The sequence below is a fragment of the Nonomuraea sp. NPDC050547 genome (assembly GCF_044457345.1).
Lineage (GTDB): Bacteria > Actinomycetota > Actinomycetes > Streptosporangiales > Streptosporangiaceae > Nonomuraea.
Map to the genome: position 1 here is coordinate 125,785 of NZ_JBITGW010000010.1, position 20,645 is coordinate 146,429.

The 20,645-nt window shown below is 74.1% G+C and carries 16 protein-coding genes; 5 read left to right on the plus strand and 11 right to left on the minus strand.

Annotated features, from left to right (window positions below):
* The first annotated feature begins 4 nt into the window (after positions 1-4).
* Positions 5-1,075: a sensor histidine kinase gene (locus tag ACIBHY_RS25315; RefSeq protein ID WP_397251240.1), complete on the plus strand. Its 1,071-nt coding sequence runs from the start codon at positions 5-7 to the stop codon at positions 1,073-1,075.
* Entirely contained in the window at positions 1,072-1,737 is a 666-nt protein-coding gene (locus ACIBHY_RS25320) for a response regulator (RefSeq protein WP_397251238.1), read from the plus strand. Before ACIBHY_RS25315 ends, ACIBHY_RS25320 begins: the two co-directional genes overlap by 4 nt.
* Here ACIBHY_RS25320 and ACIBHY_RS25325 read toward each other — a convergent pair.
* Complete coding sequence (locus ACIBHY_RS25325; protein ID WP_397251236.1) at positions 1,698-2,456, minus strand: ABC transporter ATP-binding protein; 759 nt, start codon at positions 2,454-2,456, stop codon at positions 1,698-1,700. The two genes, ACIBHY_RS25320 and ACIBHY_RS25325, sit on opposite strands and share 40 nt — an antisense overlap.
* Before the next feature lie 6 nt (positions 2,457-2,462).
* Positions 2,463-4,931, minus strand: coding sequence for an FtsX-like permease family protein (locus ACIBHY_RS25330; protein ID WP_397307865.1), 2,469 nt, complete (start codon positions 4,929-4,931; stop codon positions 2,463-2,465).
* A gap of 192 nt (positions 4,932-5,123) precedes the next feature.
* Here ACIBHY_RS25330 and ACIBHY_RS25335 point away from each other — a divergent pair, with 192 nt between their 5' ends.
* Positions 5,124-6,137 (plus strand): ABC transporter substrate-binding protein, encoded by a 1,014-nt coding sequence (locus tag ACIBHY_RS25335; protein ID WP_397251232.1) that lies wholly within the window; start codon positions 5,124-5,126, stop codon positions 6,135-6,137.
* Here ACIBHY_RS25335 and ACIBHY_RS25340 read toward each other — a convergent pair.
* Together ACIBHY_RS25340 and ACIBHY_RS25345 are read right to left on the minus strand one after the other, a co-directional pair.
* On the minus strand, positions 6,134-6,934 hold the full coding sequence (locus ACIBHY_RS25340) for a substrate-binding periplasmic protein (RefSeq protein WP_397307866.1): 801 nt from the start codon (positions 6,932-6,934) through the stop codon (positions 6,134-6,136). The genes ACIBHY_RS25335 and ACIBHY_RS25340 overlap by 4 nt on opposite strands.
* Positions 6,931-8,265 carry a hypothetical protein gene (locus tag ACIBHY_RS25345; protein WP_397251228.1) on the minus strand — a complete coding sequence of 445 codons (1,335 nt, stop codon included), beginning with the start codon at positions 8,263-8,265 and terminating at the stop codon, positions 6,931-6,933. Before ACIBHY_RS25345 ends, ACIBHY_RS25340 begins: the two co-directional genes overlap by 4 nt.
* 143 nt (positions 8,266-8,408) lie before the next feature.
* On the opposite strand from ACIBHY_RS25345, the gene ACIBHY_RS25350 reads away from it, so the two are divergent.
* Positions 8,409-9,134 (plus strand): hypothetical protein, encoded by a 726-nt coding sequence (locus ACIBHY_RS25350; protein WP_397251226.1) that lies wholly within the window; start codon positions 8,409-8,411, stop codon positions 9,132-9,134.
* Here ACIBHY_RS25350 and ACIBHY_RS25355 read toward each other — a convergent pair.
* From ACIBHY_RS25355 to ACIBHY_RS25380, 6 genes are all read right to left on the minus strand, one after another.
* Positions 9,082-10,815 (minus strand): GNAT family N-acetyltransferase, encoded by a 1,734-nt coding sequence (locus tag ACIBHY_RS25355; RefSeq protein ID WP_397307867.1) that lies wholly within the window; start codon positions 10,813-10,815, stop codon positions 9,082-9,084. The two genes, ACIBHY_RS25350 and ACIBHY_RS25355, sit on opposite strands and share 53 nt — an antisense overlap.
* Before the next feature lie 7 nt (positions 10,816-10,822).
* Positions 10,823-13,687, minus strand: a complete 2,865-nt coding sequence (locus ACIBHY_RS25360; protein WP_397307868.1) for a poly(A) polymerase — start codon at positions 13,685-13,687, stop codon at positions 10,823-10,825.
* Positions 13,687-15,447 (minus strand): RNA ligase family protein, encoded by a 1,761-nt coding sequence (locus ACIBHY_RS25365; RefSeq protein ID WP_397307869.1) that lies wholly within the window; start codon positions 15,445-15,447, stop codon positions 13,687-13,689. The genes ACIBHY_RS25360 and ACIBHY_RS25365 overlap by 1 nt, the downstream gene beginning before the upstream one ends.
* Positions 15,448-15,513: 66 nt before the next feature.
* Entirely contained in the window at positions 15,514-16,689 is a 1,176-nt protein-coding gene (locus tag ACIBHY_RS25370) for an RNA polymerase sigma factor (protein ID WP_397307870.1), read from the minus strand.
* Entirely contained in the window at positions 16,686-17,024 is a 339-nt protein-coding gene (locus ACIBHY_RS25375; protein WP_397307871.1) for a YciI family protein, read from the minus strand. Before ACIBHY_RS25375 ends, ACIBHY_RS25370 begins: the two co-directional genes overlap by 4 nt.
* Before the next feature lie 224 nt (positions 17,025-17,248).
* The gene (locus tag ACIBHY_RS25380; RefSeq protein WP_397251214.1) at positions 17,249-18,142 is read right to left on the minus strand and encodes an NAD(P)-dependent oxidoreductase; all 894 of its coding nucleotides are present in this window, start codon (positions 18,140-18,142) and stop codon (positions 17,249-17,251) included.
* A gap of 44 nt (positions 18,143-18,186) precedes the next feature.
* Between ACIBHY_RS25380 and ACIBHY_RS25385 the strand changes: the two genes are divergently transcribed.
* Entirely contained in the window at positions 18,187-18,576 is a 390-nt protein-coding gene (locus ACIBHY_RS25385) for a MerR family transcriptional regulator (RefSeq protein ID WP_397251212.1), read from the plus strand.
* Here ACIBHY_RS25385 and ACIBHY_RS25390 read toward each other — a convergent pair.
* Positions 18,548-20,428, minus strand: a complete 1,881-nt coding sequence (locus tag ACIBHY_RS25390) for a PIG-L family deacetylase (RefSeq protein WP_397307872.1) — start codon at positions 20,426-20,428, stop codon at positions 18,548-18,550. The two genes, ACIBHY_RS25385 and ACIBHY_RS25390, sit on opposite strands and share 29 nt — an antisense overlap.
* Positions 20,429-20,645 lie beyond the last annotated feature (217 nt).

The following is a 20,645-nucleotide window of genomic DNA, read 5'->3' on the forward strand; positions in this document are numbered from 1 at the left end:
GGCGGTGATCGACGGGGTGCGGAGCCGGCCTTGGCTCGGCGACCTCGCCCTCGCGGCGGTGGTCCTGGCGGCCGAGCTGCCCGGGGCGGGCTCCGTCAAGAGCCTGCTGATCACGCTGGCCTGCGCCGGGCTCGTCGCGCTGGGCAGGCGGCACCCGGTTCCCGTGGTCGCGCTCGTGGGCGTGCTCTACCTGCTGGGGACCATGCCGCCCGGCTACGACACCCCGAACAGCGCCATGATCATCGCTCTGTTCCTGGCGGGCCGCCACGCGCCCGCCCCCGCCGCGGCGACCGTGGCGCTGGGCGCGGCGGCCGTCTCCGGAGTGCTCACCGCGGACTTCGTGCTGAGCCATCCGCTGACCGGCGTGACGATGACGCTGTTCCCGATGCTCCCGGCCACGGCCGGGCACGTCGCCGCCCTGCGCGCGGAGATGGCCCGCCGCGGCAGGGAGCAGGCGGCCGAGCGCGCCGTCCGCGAGGAACGCCGCCGCATCGCCCGCGAACTGCACGACGTCATCGCCCACCACGTCAGCGTGGTGAGCCTGTACATGGGCGCGGCCAGGCGGCTGATCCCCACCGACGGCGATCGCGCCCGGCAGGCCCTGCTCACCGGCGAGGACGCCGCCAGGCAGGCGATGACGGAGATGCGCCACCTGCTGGAGGTGCTGCGCACCGACGGCGAGAAGGCCGAGGGCCTCGCGAGCGTCGGCGCCGCCGGCCTGCCCGCGCTGGTCGGGGAGTCGGGCAACGCCGCCCTGGAGGTCACCGGCGAGGTGGTCACGCTGCCCGCGCCCGTGGACCACGCGGTCTACCGCATCGTCCAGGAGGCGCTGACCAACACCCGCAAGCACGCCGCCGGCGCCGCCTCCCGCGTACGGCTGGCGTACCTGCCCGGCCGGGTCGAGGTCGAGGTGAGCGACGACGGGCGTGGCGCGTCCGGCGGCCCCGGCCTGGGGCTCGGCCTGGCGGGCATGGCCGAGCGCGTCTCGCTGGTCGGGGGCGAGCTCAAGGCGGGTCCCGCACCGGCAGGAGGCTTCCTCGTGCGCGCCCGCATACCCCTGCCGGAGCGGACATGATCAAAGTGCTGGTCGTCGACGACCAGGTCCTGGTCCGGGCGGGGCTGCGGCTGCTGCTGGAGACCGGAACCGGCCTGCTGGTGGTGGGCGAGGCGGGCGACGGCCTGGAGGCCGTGCGGCGCGGCCACGAACTGCGTCCGGACGTGGTCCTCATGGACCTGCACATGCCCGGCATGGACGGCATCGCGGCCACCGAGCGCATCGTCGCCGAACTCCCCGGGACGAAGGTGCTCGCGCTGAGCACCTTCGACCTGGAGGAGCACGTCGTGACGGCGCTGCGCGCGGGCGCGTCCGGCTTCCTGCCCAAGGACGCCTCGCCGGAGGAGCTGATCGAGGGCATCAGGATCGTGCACAGAGGCGAGGCGGCGGTCGCGCCCCGGCTGCTCATCGGGCTGATCGGCACCTTCGTCCGCCCCGCCCGCCGCCGCGCGCCCGAGGTGCCGTCCGAGCTGTCCGCGCTGACCGAACGCGAGCGGCGGGTACTCGAACTCATCGCGCACGGCCTGTCCAACGGGCAGATCGCGCAGGAGACGAACCTGTCGCTGTCGACGGTGAAGAACCGGGTGAGCGAGCTGTTCGCCAAGCTCGGCGTCCGCGACCGCGCGCAGGCGGTGATCGCCGCCTACGAGGCCGGTCTGGTGAGGCCGGGGGAGGACCGCTGAACTCCCGCGGCGACCCGCTCGGGCGTCGGCTCCGTCAGGACGTCCACCAGTCGTCCGTCGCTGAGGAACAGCACCCGGTCGGCGTGCGCGGCGGCGGCCGGGTCGTGGGTGACCAGGACGACCGTCTGGCCCAGCGCGTCGACGACCTGCCGGAGCATGGCCAGGATCTCCTGCCCCGAGGCGGTGTCGAGATTGCCCGTCGGCTCGTCGGCGAAGACGACCTCGGGCCCGGCGGCCAGCGCGCGGCAGATGGCCACCCGCTGCTGCTGGCCGCCGGACAGCTCGTGCGGGCGCCGCCGTACGTGCTCGGCGATGCCGGTCCTGCCCACCAGCTCCCGCACCCAGTCCGGGTCGGGCCGCCGCCCCGCCAGGCGCAGCGGCAGCTCGATGTTCTCCAGCGCGCTCAGCGCCGGGAGCAGGTTGAACGACTGGAAGACGAAGCCGACCCGCTCGCGCCGCATGGAGGCGAGCTCGCGCTCCCGCAGCCCGGTAAGGTCGGCGCCGCCCACGCGCACGCTGCCCGACGTGGGGTGGACGAGCCCCGCCGCGCACTGCAGCAGCGTCGTCTTGCCCGACCCCGACTGCCCCATGACCGCGGTGAACGACCCCCGGGCGAAGCCGTAGGTGACGTCGTGGAGCGCGGTGACGGCCGAGGCCCCCGAGCCGTAGATCTTCCCGAGTCCGTTGAGAAGGACCGCGGGCTCACGCGTGATGGTCATCTCTGCCTACCTCTCGTTCTTCATGACCGCACGGACGACCAGGACCGAACCCGCCGACGCTCCCAGTAGGGCGCCGCCCGCCAGCGGGGCCAGCCACGCGAAGGGGATGAAGGACACCGGCGAGGCGGGCCCGCCTGAGCTCACCGCGTGCACGGCCGCCAGGGCGGCGACGGCGGCCAGCGACAACACCACCACGGGCAGCACGGTGAGCACGCTCTCCCACGCGGCCATCCCCATCACCTGACGACGGCGCATCCCCAGCCGCCGCATGGCCCCGAACTCCCGCCTGCGGTCCACGACCGCCAGGCACAGGCTGTTGACCGCCGCCACCAGGCAGAAGACCCCGATGAGCATCGAGACATAGGGCATGACGCGGTTGCGCTCGGCACTTTCGCGCGCCTTGCTCTCCACGTACTCCCGCCGGTCGTGGGAGACGACCGCCGCGGAGGAGACCTCCCGTCCGAGCGGCCCCCGCACATAGATCGCCGCGTACGGCTGCGCCTGCAGCGGGCCGGCCGAGGGCAGCAGCACCTGCCCGAGCTCGGTGGTGCCGGCGTAGACGGCCGCCACGGTGACGCTCGCATGGTCGAGAGTCCCCGGCAGCCGGATCCGGATCCGCGACCCGACGCCGGCACCGTGCTTCGCGGCCAGTCCCTCGCTCATCGCGACCTGCCCGGCCTTCAGGCCGCCGAGCGGGCCGCCCCGCACCGGAAGGCTCAGCACCCGGGTGAGATCGCCGGTGACCAGAGAGGCGGTCATCGCGACCGGCGCCCGCCCCTCAGGAAGGACGGTGATGGGCAGCATCCGGACGCCCACCGCCCCGTCGCCCAGGCCGCGGCGCAGGTCCTCGCCCACGGCGTTGCCGATCGGCGAGGGCGTGAGCACGTGGTCCGCGACGACCTCGGCCGTGGCCCGGTGGGCCGCGCGCCAGTCGTAGAAGAGCTGCGTGCCGATGATCACGCCGGCGAGAGTGATGCCCAGCGTGAGCGAGCCGACGGCCCCCGCGAAGCGGCGGTGGTTGAAGACCACGCCGGCCGTGGCCAGGAAGACGCCCGCGCGGCCGGCCCGCGCCGCCACCGGCCGCAGCAGCCGGCCGGTGAGCAGGATGAACCACGGGGCCACCAGCCCCACGCCGGAGACCAGCGCCACCACGATCGCGAACTGCGCGATCATCGGCCCCAGCGGCTCCGGCAGCGCGACCAGGTTCCCGAGCAGGACGACCGTGAGCGCCACGGCCAGCGCGAACATCGCCAGCCCCGTGACCAGCCGGCCACGGCCCAGCCGGGCGCCTTCGGCCGGGGCCTCGGCCAGCGCGTCGCCGGGGCGGATGCGCATGGCCCGCCGTACCGCCAGCATGCTCGCCACCAGCGCGACGGCCACGCCGAACAGGACCGTCCAGAGCGCGGGCAGCGGCGTGTGGCGCACCTCGAACGCGGCGTTCAGCACGCGGAACCCGCGCAGGCGGCCGGCCACCACCGGCGCGAGCAGCGCGCCCAGCGGCACCGCCACCGCGCCCGCGGCCAGGGCGAGCAGGACCGCCTCCGCGACCAGCATCACCCGCAGCTGACCGGGACGCGCGCCGACGGCCCGCAGCACCGCCAGTTCCCTGCCCCTGCGCCGCAGCGACAGCCCCATGACCGCCGACACCATGCCGACCGCGACCAGCCCGGTCATGTACACCAGGAACCACAGGGTGTTGAACCCCCCGCCGGAACTCGTGACGACGTTGCCCTCGGCCAGGCCGCGAGCGTCGCCGGTGGAGACCCGCATCGGATGCGCGGTCAGCCGGTTGTACGGCTCCAGCACCCGGCCGACCGCCCGCCCCAGCCGCTCCGGATCGACGCCGACGGCCGGGAAGACGCCGACGGCGTCGACGCCGCCACGCCGCCCGGCCAGCTCCGCCGCGTGATCGTCGGTGAAGAACAACGCCGACTGGTGGCGCCAGGCCCCCGCGGCCACCGCCACTCCGACCACCTCGTACGGCCGGAAGACCCCGGACACCGCCACCTCGACCCGCTCGCCCACGGCGGCCCCCGCCGCCCCGGCCAGCCGCGCGTCCATCACCACCTCGCCCGGCGCGCCCGGCGGCCGGCCGCGCTCGATCCGGAACGGCGTCAGCGCGGCGCTGCCCCACCCGTGCCCGGCCGGGCTCGGGTACTGGTCGCCCGGGACGCTCACCGTCGTCCCGCGCACGGCCAGCGGTGCGATGAACGTGAGGTCCGGCACGGTCCGCGCCACCTCGGGCAGCGCGCCGAGCGCGCGCACCAGGCCGGGCGGCAACGCCCCCGCGATGCCGCCGGCGCCGACCACGAGCGGGACCCCGGCGTAACGCTCGACCACGGGCCGTTGCCGCTCGGCCGAGTCGACCACGAACCACATCGCGCCGACCACGGTGGCGGCCAGGATGAGCGTGATCAGCGCGCCCAGCACGCTGCCCGGATGCCGGCGTACCGTCCGCCATGCCAGCCACAGCAAGAGAGCCTCCCTGAAAGGTGGTGCCTGTCCTTTCCAGGCTCCCGGCGGCAGGGGCGCGGATCCTCCGCATCCAGGCGGATCTTCGGCAGGTACCGGGGTACTTCGGCGAGGAGTACCCGGGTACCCCGTTGCGTGAGCCGCGCGGCGGAGTGTCGAATGAGATCACATCTGGGCGACCCCCTGGGAGAGGCAATGAGGCCGTTGGCCGCCGTGCTGGTAGTGGTCCTCGTCGCCGCGGGCTGTGCGTCACCGAGACGGGACAAGATCACGGTCGCGTGCGGGGCGAGCGAGCGGTGGTGCGCGATGATGGTCAAGCGGTTCGCCGACGCCACCGGCGTGGAGGCCGACTACGTGCGGCTGTCCAGCGGGGAGGCGCTGGAACGGATCAAGGGGGCCAGGGAGCGCCAGGAGTTCGACGTCTGGCACGGCGGCCCGGCCGACGCCTACGTGGCGGCCAAGGGGCAGGGGCTGCTGGAGCCCTACCGGTCGGAGGTGTCCGGGGAGATCCGGCCGGGCTGGGCCGACCGCGACGGCGCCTGGAGCGGGATCTACGCCGGGGTGCTGTCGTTCTGCAACAACACCAAGAAGCTGGCCGAGCGCGGCATGAAGCCGATCCGCTCCTGGGGCGAACTGCTGGACAAGAGGCTGCGCGGCGGCGGCGTCGCCATCGCCCATCCGGCCACCTCGGGCACCGCCTACACCGCGCTGTGGACCCAGGCGGAGCTGAACGGCCGCGACACCGGCGCGGCGCTCGGCTACATGCGCGGCCTTCACCAGAACGTGCTGCGGTACAACACCTCCGGCAGCGAGGCCGCCGTGCAGGCGGCCAAGGGGGAGGCGGCGGTCGGCGTCGTGTTCTCCCACGACTGCGTCGCCGCCCAGGAACAGGGCTATCCGGACCTGGAGGTGACCTTCCCGCAGGAGGGAACCGGCTACGAGCTGGGCGGGCTGGCCGTCCTGGCCGGGGCGCACAATCCGGGCAGCGCGCGCACCTACGTCGACTGGGCGCTGAGCGGGGCCTCCCAGCGGCTCGGGCCGCTGGTGAAGTTCTACGCCCTGCCCACCAACACGCGGGTGCCGCCGCACTCCAAGGCGGCCGACCCGGCGACGGTCAAGCTGGTCCCCTACGACGTGGAGGCCGCCGGGCGGGCCAAGCAGGAGCTCGTCACCAGGTTCGGCGCGGAGGTCGCCGGGCCGCCCGCCTAGGAGCAGCCCTCGAACTGCGGCACCGAGACCACCGACAGGTCGATGCCCGACTTGCCGAACCACTTGTCCAGCAGCATGTGCGCCGTCCCGTCCTGGTACATGCGGGTGATGGCCCGGTTCAGCTCCTCGCAGCCGTCGACGTCGCCCTTGCGCACGCCGATCGAGGTGCGCTGCTCGTTGAACGTCGCGCCGACCAGGTGCAGGTCGACGCCCGGTTTGGTGAGCAGCCCCGCGAGGATCTGGCTGTTGGTGGAGATGGCGTCGATCCGGCCGTCCTTGATCATGTCGAGGCACACGTTGTAGTCGGGCGCCTCGACCGGCTCCGCCTCGACGCGGCGCTCGTCCACGATCCGCTGGGCGATGTTCGTGCCTTTCACCAAGCAGATCTTGCGGCCTTCGAGGTCGCGGACGTCGCGGATGACGCCCTTGTCGGCGGGCCGTACCGCGATGTCCTGGAAGTCGACGTGGTACGGCCCGGCGAAGTCGATCAGCTTCTTGCGCTCGGGTGTGACCGACATGTGGGCGAAGACCACGTCGGCCCGCCCGTCGGTGAGCACGTTGAGCTGGTCGCCGGCCTTGATCTCCAGCCAGCGGATCCGCTTGCCCAGCCGGGAGATGAGGTCCTGGGCGACGTCGATGTTGAAGCCTTGATAGGCGCCGTCCGCCCCCTTGAAGCTGATCAGCGGCACGTCGGAGCGGATGGCGACGATCAGCTCGTCCTTGTCCACGAAGGTTTCCGGCCGGGTGGTGCCGCAGGCGGTGAGCATCAGGACGAGGCAGATCAGCAGTCTTCTCACCGGTACTCCCTCAGCCGGGGCCGGATGCCGGCCAGGATGAACAGGGCGCCGGCGGCCAGCCCCGCCGGGATCCACCGCCACAGCGTCTCCAGAGCGCCGTCGCCGCTGTCGATGGCCCGCTCGAAGTCCGACTCGTGCCGCCGGACGAGTTCCTCCAGCACCTGGTCGTAGCCCTCGTAGGCCTGGGTGAGCTCGCCGTCCCAGAACTTGATCGCCGCCTCGCCCGACATGGTCCGCATCCGCGCGTCGGCCTGCTGGAAGCGCTGGTAGACGGCGAAGAGCCGGTCGCGGTCGCGCCCGGCCAGGCCGCCGAGCACCCCCTGGAAGCCGCGGTGCAGCTTGCTCTGGTAGTCGGGCAGGCTGGTCGACTCGACGGCGACGATCGTGCGCGCCTTGTCCAGGAAGGTGTGCTCGTAGGTGTCCTTGCGGAAGCGGTCGAGCAGGTAGCGGCTCTGGTCGCCGTGCATGCTCTTGCTGATCGCCCGCGTCCTGGTCAGGGTCAGCACCGAGTCGAACCCGCGGGCCTTGGCCTCCTCCAGCGCCCGGCCCTGCTGGTTGAGCAGGGCCAGGCCGCTCACCAGGCCGGCCGCGGTGAGCACGGTGGCCACCACCAGGGCCGGGGCGAAGACCCGCCGGAACCTGCGGGTCAGGTACGCCTGCAACGCCAGCAGGCAGCCCAGCGCGAGCAGCCCGGTGACGATGACCGCGGTGCGGGCCAGCGAGGTGGCCGAGCGTTCGGCGTCGTGCGCGCGCCGCACGATCGTCCCGGTCTCCAGCGTCAGGTTGTAGGCCTGGGGGAGCAGTTCGCGGTGCATGAGGTCGGTGGCCCGCTGGTAGGCGGCGACCACGTCGTCGGGTGGCGCGCCCGCGGTGTGCCCGGACTGGGTGTCCAGCAGGCGGGCGTGGGCGGCCAGCCGTTCGTAGCGGCCCAGGCCCTCGATCAGCGACTCGACCGTGCGCTGCTCGGCGGGGTTGTCCAGGGCGAGCCGGTAGGCCTTGAGCAGGCTCTCGGAGATCTCCAGCCGCCGCTGGTCGTAGCCGGTCAGGTCGGCCTGCTGCTGCGGGCCGTACTCTCTGCCGAGCAGCAGGGTCTCGGCCACCAGCGCGTCCATCTCCGACATCTGCCGGTACAGGCCCGTGGTGGCGAGCACCTGGGGGCCGGCGTCGTGCCCGATGGTGCGCAGGCCCGTGCCGGTGCTCGCCGCCCCGGCCACGAACGCGCCCAGCAGCAGCGTCAGCGCCAGCAGGGCCAGCCCGGACAGCAGCCGCACCCGCCCGGAGACCGATCTTTCGCGCCGGGCCGGGGGCCTCGCCGTCACCGTCACCGTCATGGGCCGCTCCGGCGTGTGCGCACCGCGCCTCCCGACATCGACTTGTGCTCGAAGATCGAGCATGACCGCGAGCGCGACGGCTCCGCAAGGGCTGGGTACAACCTCGGGGGACGACGATCATCGACTGGAGATGGGGGCCGTGTATGCCGGACCGCCTCAGCGTCATCGAAAGGGAGTTACGCGCGCACCCGAAGGTGGCCGACTGCGCCGTCGTCAGGGACGGCACGACGCTGATCGCCTACGTCGTCGCGCCCGGCGGGACGCGGGGACGGGAGCTCGCCTCCTTCCTGCGCGGGCGGCTGCCGGAGCGGCAGGTGCCCGACCTGGTCGCGGTGGTGCCCGTGCTGCCGCGCACGCCGGAGGGCGAGATCGAGCACGGGAGCCTGCCGCTGCCCGTGCGGGCCGGGCCGAACAGGAGCGGCGGCGGGAAGGCGGGCGGGTGGGGCGGTGACCCCGGAAGCATGGTGCCCGTCCGGGTGCTGGTCGCCGTGGCGGCGGGGATGGTGGCGTTCGCGCTGACGGACGTGTTCTGGCCGTACTCGACGGATCTGACCGGTGTGCCCCAGCCGTGGGCGGGGTTCTTCCGCGGGCTCTACGCCGCCGAGTACGTGTCGTTCGGGCTGGGCGTCATGTTCCTGGTGTCCGGCCGGTCGTTCCTGGCCCGGCTGGGCCGCCCGGCGTGGCTGACGACGCTCGCGCAACTGGCGATCACCTGGCTGCTGGTCGCGTGGTGGCCGCAGGACAACTTCTACCGGCTCGCCGCCAAGACGGACTGGCCGCGCCAGGCCGCGCTGGTCTACGGGTTCAACATCACCCTCATGATCGCCGCGGCCGTGCTCGTCCTCTTCGTGGTCGTGCCGAGGCGGTGAAGATGGCGCCGAGCGCCTCGTTCGCGCCGCGCAGCGCGGCTTCCGCCTCGTCGAGGGCGCGGGCCGTGCGCGCGGCGATCGCCACGCCGAGGTACGGCTCCGCCTCCACGGCCGCCGTCGGCACCGTGACCAGGAGCGTCGCCCCGAGCCCCCGGCACTCCTCGGCCGCCCGCGCGACATGGGCGCGCAGCGCGGCCGGGGGCAGGCGGGCGCCGAGCGGCAGGTAGTCCAGGGTGCGCACGAAGTGGCGGCCGCCGTGGAGCCGGTCCAGCCGGGCCTGGACGCAGAACGCCGCCGCCGGGCCGGTGAGCCGCAGGTTGATCTCGGTCGGGGACAGGCGGCCGGTCGGGCCGGTGACGTAGTCCACGTCGAACCACCCCCGGTATCCGTGCTCGGCCAGCGCCTGTCCCACCGCGCCGCCGAACCGCGCGGCCGTCTCTTCGAGCGCCGCGGGCAGCACGCCGGGGCCGACGGTGACCCCCCGGTAGCGGGTGCCGTCCATCACCATCGCGCCCGTCCCGACCGGGTGGACCTCACCGGCGTCGTCGACGACGGCGTCGAAGGTCGGGGCGCGGAACGGGCCCGAGCCGTCCACGTACTCCTCCATCAGCCCGCCCTCGCGCGCCCATCGTCGCGCCAGTGCCCCGATCCGCGGCGTGGCGCCGGTCACGACCAGCGTGCCGGACCCGCCGACGCCGTAGTCGGTCTTCAGCACCAGCGGTTCTCCCCGGGCCAGCTCGCGCAGCAGGTCCCGCCGGGAGCCGACCGGCCGCTGCCGCGGGATGAGGATTCCCGGATGCCCGGGGGCCAGCGCCCGGAACAGCTCGTGCGCGCCGCGCTTGGACTCGAACCTCTCGACGGCCCGGAGGACGCCGCCCGCCGACGGGACGATCCGCTCGAACTCCGCGGTACGCCCCCAGGGCAGCACGCGGCCCCGGCCCAGGCACTCCGTGAGGTCCGGCCTGGAGGCGATCGCCGCCGACACCCCGCCGTCCGCGGCGACGCCGCCGTGGACCTCCACCTCGCCCCAGCCGAGCACGTCCGCCAGATCCCGGATCCACGCCCCGTCCACCGGCTCCGGCAGGATCACGACCGCGGGACGCGGGCTCGCGAACACCGCGAGGCAGGAGTAGTGGTCGCGCCCCGCCGGGATCGGGCTGAACGTCCGGTTGAACTCGGCGACGTTGCCCACGTGCACCGCCGGCCGCCCGCCGGTCCACGCGTCCACCCACGCCGGCTCCGGTCCCGGCGGCCAGGCGACCAGCAGCGGCAGCACGCCGGAGGTTCCGTGCCGCCGCGCGCCCATCGCCAGATAGAAGCCCTCGGCGTGCGGGTCGGAGGCGATCGACAGCCGGGTGAACCCGATCCGACCCGCCTCCTCGAGCACCCGCCGGTAGAGAAGCCCGCCCACGCCCTGGCCGATCGCCTCCGGCTCCACGAACAGCATGCCCAGCTCGCCGTGCGGCCGGTCGCCGTCCAGGGTGGCGAACCCCACCACGCCGCCGTCCCGCTCGGCCACCACGGTCCTGCGGCCGACGACGTCGCGCAGCCGTAACTCCTCCCGGCAGGCTTCCAGGAACGCCTCGTCATACCCCCAGGACGCCTTGGACCGCATCGCCAGCTCGCTCAGCGGCCCGGCCTCGTCCGGCCGTGCCGCCCTCAGCCGCACCCGTCCGCTCACCCGGCATTCATATCAAGGTCGGTACGGCCCCGCCCTCGGCGTGCTCGACCGAGACGCCCGCCAGATCTCCGGCCCACCGGCCGGCGATCTCGCCCAGCCGCCCGGCCGGCGGGGGAGTGCGGCCCAGGCCGATCGCGTAGCGGGTGCGCCGCGGGCCGCTCTCGAACGGGCGCGGCCAGGCATGCGCGTCCGCCGCCCCCGCCTCGGCCAGGGCGGCCAGCAGGTCCAGCATCCGTCCTCTGACGCGGCCGAGCTCCTCCGGCGAGCCGACGCTCACCACCGCCCAGGCCCTGTGCCTGCGGTGCAGGGGCGGCGTGGACAGGAGTTCGGCGCCCCGGCCGTTCTCCGTGAGCTCCCAGGCCAGGTAGAGCTCCTGGGTGAGCAGGTCCAGGCCGCCGGGGCCGACCTGGCGGGCGCAGTTGCGTACCGGGTCGCTGGGCGTCAGCACCGTGACGTGGGCCGGTTCCCGGGCGGCCGCGGCGGGGTCGAGGGCGATCGGGTCGCGCCAGTCCCAGGCGGCCCACGTGCTGAAGAACACGCTCAGCGGGTCGTCGCCGGGCCCGCTCTCGCGCACGGTACGCGCGGCCATGACCGCCCAGGCCAGGCCGGGCAGGCCGCCGAACGGCGCGGAGTCCAGGCCACGCGCCCGTGCCCACGCCTTCACCTGCCTGGCCAGGCGGGCGAAGCGGGCATGCCCGTCACCGGTGAGGCCGGGGGCTGTGGGGTCGGTGGCGGCGCGGAGGGCCTGTGCGTCGGTGACGGCGCTGAGCGCGATGGCCGCCCGCTCACCCAGCTCGGCCCGGCGGGCGAGCGCCTGGTCCGGCGGGAGGGCGCCGGCGGGCACCACGGTCAGGTCCACGTCCAGTCCGCCGGTGTGGAAACGCAGGCCGGGCACCCGGGCGCCGATCACCTGGCGCAGCCGGGTCGCCTCGGGCAGCGCGGCGCGTACCAGGGACTCGGCGCCGGTCGCGCCGGGCAGCACCGCCACCAGGTCCAGGTCCGCGCCGGGCAGCTCACAGCCCATGCGCCGCGACCCCGCGACGTGCACGACCCCCGGCTCCAGCGCCTCCTCCAGCCGCCGCACCACCTGCCCGGCCACCGCCGCCGGATCGCGACGATCACGTCCACCCGCCGGTTCGCCGGCGACCGCTCGGTCAGGTCGCTTCGGTCCCCTGGCCGCTTGGCCGGGCCGCTCGGGTGCGCCGGTCGTCTGTGGTGTGGGGGACGGCAGGTCGGGGAGCCAGTGGATCTCGCCGGTGCCCAGGGTGATCCGGGCGCGCGGGCGCATGGGCTCCTCGGCGCGGCGCGACAGCAGTACCAGCTCGCCGACCGGCGCCGTCATCGCGGCGAGGCGGATCGCGGCGTCGGTGCGGCCGAGCGTCAGGTGCGGGGTGAACCCCTCTCGGCGGCCCTCGCAGCGCGGGAAACGCCGTTCGAGTGAACGGCGCAGCCCGGCCCAGGGCGCGGGGCCGGCGGCGGCGGGGTCGAGCCAGGAGGTCGTGTGGGTGCGGTGACGGAACGTGCGCACCCCCTCCAGCCGGGCGGTGAACGGCTCCGTCTCGGCCGCCGCCGCGGCCACCAACGGCGCCGCCGCCTCGAACTCCGCCTCCGGCACGAACCCGAACAGCAGGTTGACATGCGGCGGCCAGCGGTCGAGCTGCGGATCGTGCGCGCGCCTGACCTCCTGGATCGGCGGCCACAGCTCGGGCGGCGGTATCCACGCCACCGCCGTACGCGCCGTCGGCGGCACGTCCAGCGCCCCGCCGTCCTCGGCGCCGGAGACGTCGAGGACCGCCTCGACCCCGTAGTGGTCGGAGACGTACAGCCCGCCGGGGCCGGGCGTGTCGCCGCGCAGGGCTGCCGAGACCACCCGGGGGCGTCCGCGGAGCAGAACGCGGTCCAGGCGCGCCGCGCGGCCGGACCGGGAGGAGAGCGCGGCCAGCGGGTTGACGCCGGGGTCGAAGGTGGGGGTCTGGTCGGCGCCGTGCGCCTCGGTCCAGGCGTCGCGCAGGCCGAGCGCGGACTCCGGGGTGCCGGTGCCGTCGTTGAAGTCGCCCATCAGGACCAGGTCGCCGTCCAGGCCGGACAGCCCCTCGGCGATCCGGGCCAGTTCGGCGCGCCGCCTGCCCGCGCCGTCGGCGGAATGGTCGCTGGTCAGATGGGTGACGGCGACGACGAGCGGCCCGGCGGCGGTGTCGGCGACGACGGCGGCCACCGACTTGTGCGGGCCGAGTTCGTGGACGGCCGCCTCGCGTACGGGCAGCCGGCTGAGCAGCAGGAGGCCGCCGTCGCCGACGTCCGGTCCGCGGGGGTCGGTGCCGAGGGTGTAGGCGGCGCGTACCCAGGGGGCGGCCAGCAGCATCGACACCAGCGCGGGCTCGACCTCCTGCAGCGCCAGGACGTCCGCGCCGGCCTCCTCAAGGGCGCGCAGAAGCAGGGCCCGGCGGCGGGCGGTGTCGATGCGGTCGCTGTCGTAGCGGTCCCACAGCGTGTTCCACGTCAGCACGCGCACCACCCCGTCGTGAGGTCCGGAGCCGGGTCGCCCGGCGGCGGGCAGCCATTCCCCCGCCGGATCCCACGCGTACGGCGTTCTGGCGGTGAAGAACGGCGCGCGCAGGCGGCGCGGGTCGCGCGCCCGGCCGGCCTCGCACGTGTCGAGGCGGTCCAGGCCCGTGGCCCGGTCCCAGACCAGCTCGCCGTCCGCCTCGACGAACAGCACCCGGTGCCAGGGGATCTCGCCGCCCGGCGTGAACGCGGCCAGCGCGACCCGCTTGGGCGCTGCGTCGCGCTGGCCGACGCCCAGGACGAAGCGGGACGGGTCGAAGCGCGGATCCCAGCGGACCCGGTGATAGATCTCCTCACTGGTACGCATCACAGGTCCCCGTCCCTGTCGTCCACGGTCCCGCGCTCGCCGACGTACCAGGTGCGATGGGCCTGGCCCGGATACGGCGGGACGTAGCGCCGCACCTGCGCGTCCAGCACGTGCGCGGGCACCGCGGCGGCGCGGGCGGCGTTGCGCCGGCGCAGCTCGTCCTGCTCCAGCAGGACGACCACGTGTGTCGTCAGCGCGTCGCGGCGGCGCGCCACGGCGTGGACCAGGCTCCGCTGGTGGTGGTTGAGCGAGGTGGCGTCCCACACGACCGTCCCGCCCGCGGCCAGGGCGGCGTCAAGCCGATCCAGCCCCTCCCCGAGCACGGCCCCGTCGTCCCGCCGGCCGGCCCGCGACCCCCGCGCGGCGCGAAGCTCGTCCAGCGACACGTGAACGGTGTCCGTCAGCCCGGCGGCGAACGTGCTCTTCCCGCTGCCCGACGGCCCGACCAGATGCACCAGCCGGGGGAAGGTCCCCGCCCGCCACCGCCACGTCGCGGCCACGGCCTCCTCGGGCGTGGCGATCCGTCCCGCCGCCCAGGCGGCGCGGGCCTCGGCCCAGCACCGGCCGGCGGCCTCGCCGTCGAGCCCGGCCAATCCCGCACGCAGCCCGGTCCGCAACGGCTCCAGCGGATCCGGTCCGAGCAGCCCGGCGTCCTCGGCGTGCAGGGCCGACCAGGCGACCTGCTCGCGGGCCTCCTCCGCCGACCCGGCCGGCGTCACCGCGGCGACGGCGTGCAGCACGCCCAGGTCGGCGGCCAGCGCCATCCGGCCGAGACCGGCCCGCCGCTCCTCGTCGGGAAACGGCCGCCGCAACGCGTCCCGCAGCCCGGCCAGGTCCGCGATCCGCCGGGCCAGAGGCATGCCCAAGGGCCGGGCCAGCCGCGCCGCCAGCACGGCCCGGGGCGCCGGACGCAACGCCACGGCCAGCACCCCGGCCAGCCGCGCGTCCCCGCCCCGGCCGATCGCGTCCAGCCGACCCGCCACCTCGGCCACCTCCTCGGCGGCCGAGCCCTCCACCGCCTCCGCCCCGAGATCCACCGCCGCCGGGGCCGCGCCGTCCCTGGGCTCAGGCCCGAGATTCACCGCCGTCAGCAGCGCCGTGACGTCCGCCTGCGCGCCCGAGCGCACCGACCACAACGCCGCACCGGGACCGAGCCCGTTCGGCACCACCGGCGCGTGCATCCAGTGCGTGTTCGTCCGCACGTGGTTCCGGCGCACCCACTTCGCCACCCGCCCCGCGAAGTCCGCCAGGGCGAACCCCTCGGCGGCCCGCACCACGTAGCCCTCCTGCCGCTCCGGGTCCAGCCGCACCCCCCGCAGCGCCCGCTCGTCGAAGACCCCGCGCCACAGCACGGGAGGGACGGGAATCCCCAGCTCACGCAGAAAGGCGACCGTGCGATCCCAGCCCAGGCACCGCTCGCCGTCCCACACGGAGAACCCGTAGAACCAGCTCTCCAGCTCCTCGTAGGCGATGGAGTGCCGGGCGTACACGTTCTCCCCGCACACCCGCAGCCCCGCCGGAATCCGCGCCCCGATCCGCCCCTGCAGCCCCTTCACCCAGGCCCGTGAAGGATGATGGGCGGAGTCCAGAGACCGGGCGTGCAGGCCGTCCGGGTACAGGGTCGTGTTCTCCCCGTCGAGCTTCTCCGTCACCACGACCTCGCGCCCGCGCAGCCCGGACAGGTCGCCCGCGCGCACGTCGTCCGGGCTCACGCCCGGCGACCAGGGCAGGTGAGGGGTACGCGGATAGTGCACGCGCATGATCCCTCCCCCGGTCGGCTGGGGGTCACTGTACAAGCGGGGAGAAAGCGCCTTCCATCCAATAAATCAAGGCTGGACGAGCCGATCCAGCCGCCGCCGGAGCAGCCGCCGTTCCGCGTCGTCGTGGACGAGGGCGAGCGCGCGCTCGTAGGCGGCGCGCGCCTCCCCGGTACGGCCGGCGCGATCCAGCAGCTCGCCACGGGCGGCGTGCAGGTAGTGGAAGTCCTGGAGCGGCAGCCGGTCGATGATCTCGAGCCCGGCCTCCGGACCCCGCGTCTGGGCGATCGCGATGGCGCGGTTCAGCTCGACCACCGGGGAACCGGTCAGCCGGGCGAGCTCGCCGTACAGCAGGGCGATCTGCGGCCAGTCGGCCGCCTCCTCGGTGTGCAGGGCGGCGATCGCCGCCTGGACGACGTACGGCCCGCGCCCGTGCAGAGCCAGCGCCCGCGCCAGCGTACGGCGCCCGTCGGCGATCATGGCGGCGTCCCACGACGACCGGTCCTGCTCGGCCAGCAGCACCAGCTCGCCGTCGCGGAAGCGGGCCCGGCGGCGCGAGTCGTGCAGCAGCATGAGGGCCAGCAGCCCGTGCGTCTCGGCCTCGTCGGGCATGAGCTCGACCAGGGCCCGCCCGAGCCGGATCGCCTCGCCCGCCAGGTCCACCCGCCCCGTGTACCCCTCGTTGAAGATCAGGTACGCCACCGCGAGCACCGCCGCCAGCCGGTCGGGCAGCAGATGGTCGGCCGGCACCCGGAACGGGATCCCGGACACCCTGATCTTCCGCTTGGCCCGCACCAGGCGCTGCGCCATCGTCGGCTCCGGCACCAGGAACGCGTGCGCGATGTCGCCGGTGCTGAGCCCGCCGAGCGCCCGCAGCGTCAGGGCGACCTGCGCCTCCATGGACAGCGCCGGATGGCAGCAGGTGAAGATGAGTTCGAGCCGCTCGTCGCGGATCACGGCGTCGTCCATCTCGTCCTCCCAGGACCGCCGCGCCGCGAGCAGGCGGGTCTTCTCGGCCAGTGTGCGGTCGCGGCGGACGCGGTTGAGCGCCCGGTTGCGCGCCGTCGTGATCAGCCAGGCGCCGGGATGGGCCGGCGTCCCGTCGCGCGGCCACCGGTCGGCGGCGATCGCGAAGGCCTCCTGCGCGGCTTCCTCGGCGAGGTCGAAGTCGCCGAGGAAGCCGATCAGCGCGGCCAGAACACGTCCCCACTGCTCGCGGAAGACCCGCTCCAGCACCTCGGTCACCGGTGCAGCGGGCGTATCTCGACCGCGCCGCCCATGCGGGCCGCCGGGATCCGCCCGGCCAGCTCGATCGCCGCGTCGAGGTCGTCGGCCTCGTAGAACAGGTAGCCGCCGATCGCCTCCTTCATCTCCACGAACGGGCCGTCGGTCGTCAGTGTCCTGCCGTCCTGCACCCGCACCGTGGTGGCCGTGTCCGGCGCCTGCATCCACTGCCCCGGCGTCACCCCCGGGGTGTTCTCGATCGCCTGGTACGCCGCGGGCAGCGCCTTCTGCTCCTCCTCCGGCAGGTTCTCCCACGCGGCAGGATCGCCGTGGCTGATCAGCAGCATGTACTTCATCGTGTCCTCCTGGGTTCTCGGGAAGGGTCACGTCATAGACAAACGGGCCGCGGCGAAATCGACACCCCGGCCCGGCCGGTTTTCTCCCTCGCTCAGGAGTACCCGTGCCGCGGCGGTCGTGAATCCTTCACACTTCCCTGAGCATCACTCTCTGCGAGAGAGGCCCGTCTTGGGCCGCCTGATCGTCCGCGGCCTCGCCTCCACGCCGGCGACGTCCTGCCGCGTCACCTTGTCTCCTGAGGCGGCGTGCGGAACTGCTCGATCATCGCCGCGTAGCCGCTGCCGCCGTGGCCCGCGGCCGCGGCCCGGTCGGCCAGGGCCTTGACGAACCTCGGCAGTTCGGCGCTGACGCCGAGCGACTCGCTCTCGTGGACGATGTGCGCCATCGCCGCCCGCTGGGTGTCGATGGTGGCGTCGAGCGCCGGGTACACGCCGTCGTCGATCTGCCGCGCGTACCCCTCCAGCCAGCCGGCCACGGCGCCGAGGCCCTCCTTCGCGAACGCGGCGAACGTCGCGGCGTCCACCCCCGCGGTGCCCAGCAGCGCGACGCCCTGCAGGAAGCCGTTCAGGACGCTCCACGACAGGCTCAGCGAGGCCACGTCGTAGAGCGAGGACAGCCCGGGGTCCGTGCCGAGGTACGTGGCTTTCGCGCCGAGGCGGTCCAGCACGGGCTCGTACCGGTCGAAGACCGGCCGGGGCCCGCTGTAGAGGATGAGGCCGTCGGCGGTGCCGATCGTCTGGGGCACGGCCAGGATCGCGCCGTCGAGGTAGCCGGCGCCCCGGCTCCCGGCCCAGGCGGCGGTCTCGCGCGCGGCCCCGGAGGTGCCGGAGGTCAGGTTCACCAGGACCCGGCCGTCAAGGATCTTCTCCAGCGGGCCGAGCAGGTCGTGGACGGCGTCGTACCCGGTGAGGCAGACGACCACGAGCGGGCTCGCGGCGACCGCCTCGGCCGCCGAGCCGGCGAGCCGCGCCCCCTCGGCGACGAGGCGGTCCGCCTTGCCCGGCGAACGGTTCCACACGGTCGTGGGGTGGCCGGCGCGCACGAAGGCGCGGGCCAGGGCTTCGCCCATCAGCCCGAGGCCGAGGACCGTCACGGCGTACTGCCGGTTGCTGTTCATGGCAGAATCCTCAACGTTCACACCGATATGAATGTCAAGGAGCCGTGACCGTGCACATCGGTGAACTGAGCCGGCGGACCGGGGTCAACACGCACCAGCTGCGCTACTACGAGTCGCAGGGCCTGCTGGAGCCACACCGCGGCGCCAACGGCTACCGCGAGTACGCCGACGCCGCCGTGCTGACCGTGACCCAGATCAGGAAGCTGCTCGCGGCCGGGCTGTCGACCCGGGAGATCGGCTACGTGCTGCCCTGCGCCAGCGGCGAGCGACCGGATCTGGAGCCCTGCCCCGAGCTGGTGGACGGCCTGCGCGAGCGCCTGACCAGGCTCGACGAGAGCATCGACGCGCTGGTCGGCACCCGGCAGGTCCTCCACGACTACCTCGACCTCACCGAACGGCGCGCGCTCACCACCCCAGGATCCGCCACGGCGTGAACCGCGCGCCGCCCACCTCCTCCTGCCAGCACGCGAACAGCTGGCCCTTGACGCCGAGGCTGAAGACCATGACGCGGCCGGAGCGGTCGGCGGACACGGCGGGCACACCGATGATCTTCCCGCCGAGGTCCTGCCAGGGGCCGTAGGCGCCGTTCGCCGCCTGTTGCACGGCCACCGAGACGCCCATCGCCGGGTTGCGGACGGCCAGCACCACCCGGGAGGAGGGGACGGAGGCGTTCGGCCCGCGGGCGGCCTGGACGTTGCCCACGCCGCCGGGAGCCGGGAGGGTCGAGGCCGGGGCCCATCCGTAGGAGGGCGGCTCCTGCCGGGCTCTGACGACGTCGCCGACGGTGACCGTACCGGTGTCGAGATCGCCCTGGCGGTAGAGGAGCTCCAGGCGCGCGTCCGCGTTGAGCACGAGCGTGGGCGGGCTGCCGGGTGTGGTGGAGCCGATGGGAGCCGAGCGGAAGCCGCCGTTGGGCTTGGTCTGCCGCCAGCGCAGGATGCGCGCGGAGTCGCACCGGGTCCTGGCCGGATCCGCGCGGGCGCACAACGTGGCGAACAGCTCGATCCGCCCGAACCGGTCGCGCATGGCGGTGATGCCGCTGCGCAGCCCCCGCTCCGACAGCGTCCACCACGGCGACCACCTGCCGTTGCCGTAGTGGGTCCGGTAGCTGATCTGGTGGGTGCCGGTCTGGACGAAGACGTTGATCCGGCCCAGCTGGTCCAGCGCGAGCGCGGGGGTGCCGGTGCGGTTGCCCCCGTACGGCGGGCGGCCGAGGTCGGTCCACCGGCCGGTCCAGGGGCCGCCGGGGGTGCGCTGCGCGGTCGTGACGATCGCGTCGGTCAGCCCGTTCTCGCGCAGCCGGATGGCGAAGGCGCGCAGCCTGCCGTCACGGTCGCGCTCGACGGCGACGCCGGGGGCGAGCCACGAACCGGCGTACCCGAGCGAGCTGGGCCCCCGCCAGCGGCCGTCGGCGCCCTGGTCCCAGGAGACCACGCGGCGCCCCTGCACGGACAGGACACTCAGCCGCTTGTCGGCGTTGGTGGCCACGCGCAGCAGCTCGCCGGTCCAGCGGTAGACCATCCGGTTCATCCGCCAGACGTAGGCCGGATAGTTGAGGTCGGAGTCCCTGGCCAGCGGGTCGTGAGGGGCGTACGCGTCGAAGACGTCCTTCTTCATGTCCCGCTCGGCCGGGCCCAGGTTGGCGGGCACGTCCTGGATGAAGTAGTCGCGGAAGTTGATCTCGACCAGCCGCGGGTTCGCGTCACGGTGCTGGCGGGCGGCCTCGGCGGTGAAGCGCGCCGTCTGGACGTGGTCGGGGTGGTCGTGCGTGCGGTAGAGGTCCGGCTGCGGGTCCTGCGTGCGGATCGCGTGCGGGGTGAACATCTCCATGAGCCTGCGCAGCGTGCCGACGAGCCCGCCGTAGGTATAGCACTGTTCGTACGGCGAGCCGCGCTCGGTGAACGTCGGCAGGCAGCCCGCCTTCCCCTGGTCGTCCCAGAGCCGGACCAGCGCGCCGCGCCCCCGCGCGTCCTGGCGGCGCTTGTTCCCGCCGTCGGACAGGCGCAGGAACAGCAGGTGGACCCCGGTGCCGCGCAGGTGGTTGTGCTCGATGACCTGCGTGCCGACCCGCAGGGCCTCGCTGTCCCAGACCGGCGCGTCCACGCCCGCCATGCGCGCGTACGCGGCCCGCGAGCCCTCCCGCCTGCCCTCGGCGTAGGCGAAGCCCTCCTGCGCCTCGCCCGCGGTGATGAAAACGGACGCAATCGGATAACCGGCGCGAATGGTCTGATGGATGTCGGGATTGAGAAAGAGGAGGTCGTCATCCTCATGTGCGAGGAAATGCATGAAATGCACATGCTCGATAAGCCTGGACATTGTTGCCTCGGCCGGCAGGACCGCGCCCATAACGGTCATCAGCAGGCTCGCCAGGAAAAGGCGCACACTCTTCTTCAATTCCTCCCCCTCCGTATCAATGAAAGGATCATCGATACAAGAGGGGCAGGCCGGGATTGATGCGCAAAGGCACTGTCAGTGTTCTTCTGTCCTGCGGCAAGCGATTCGT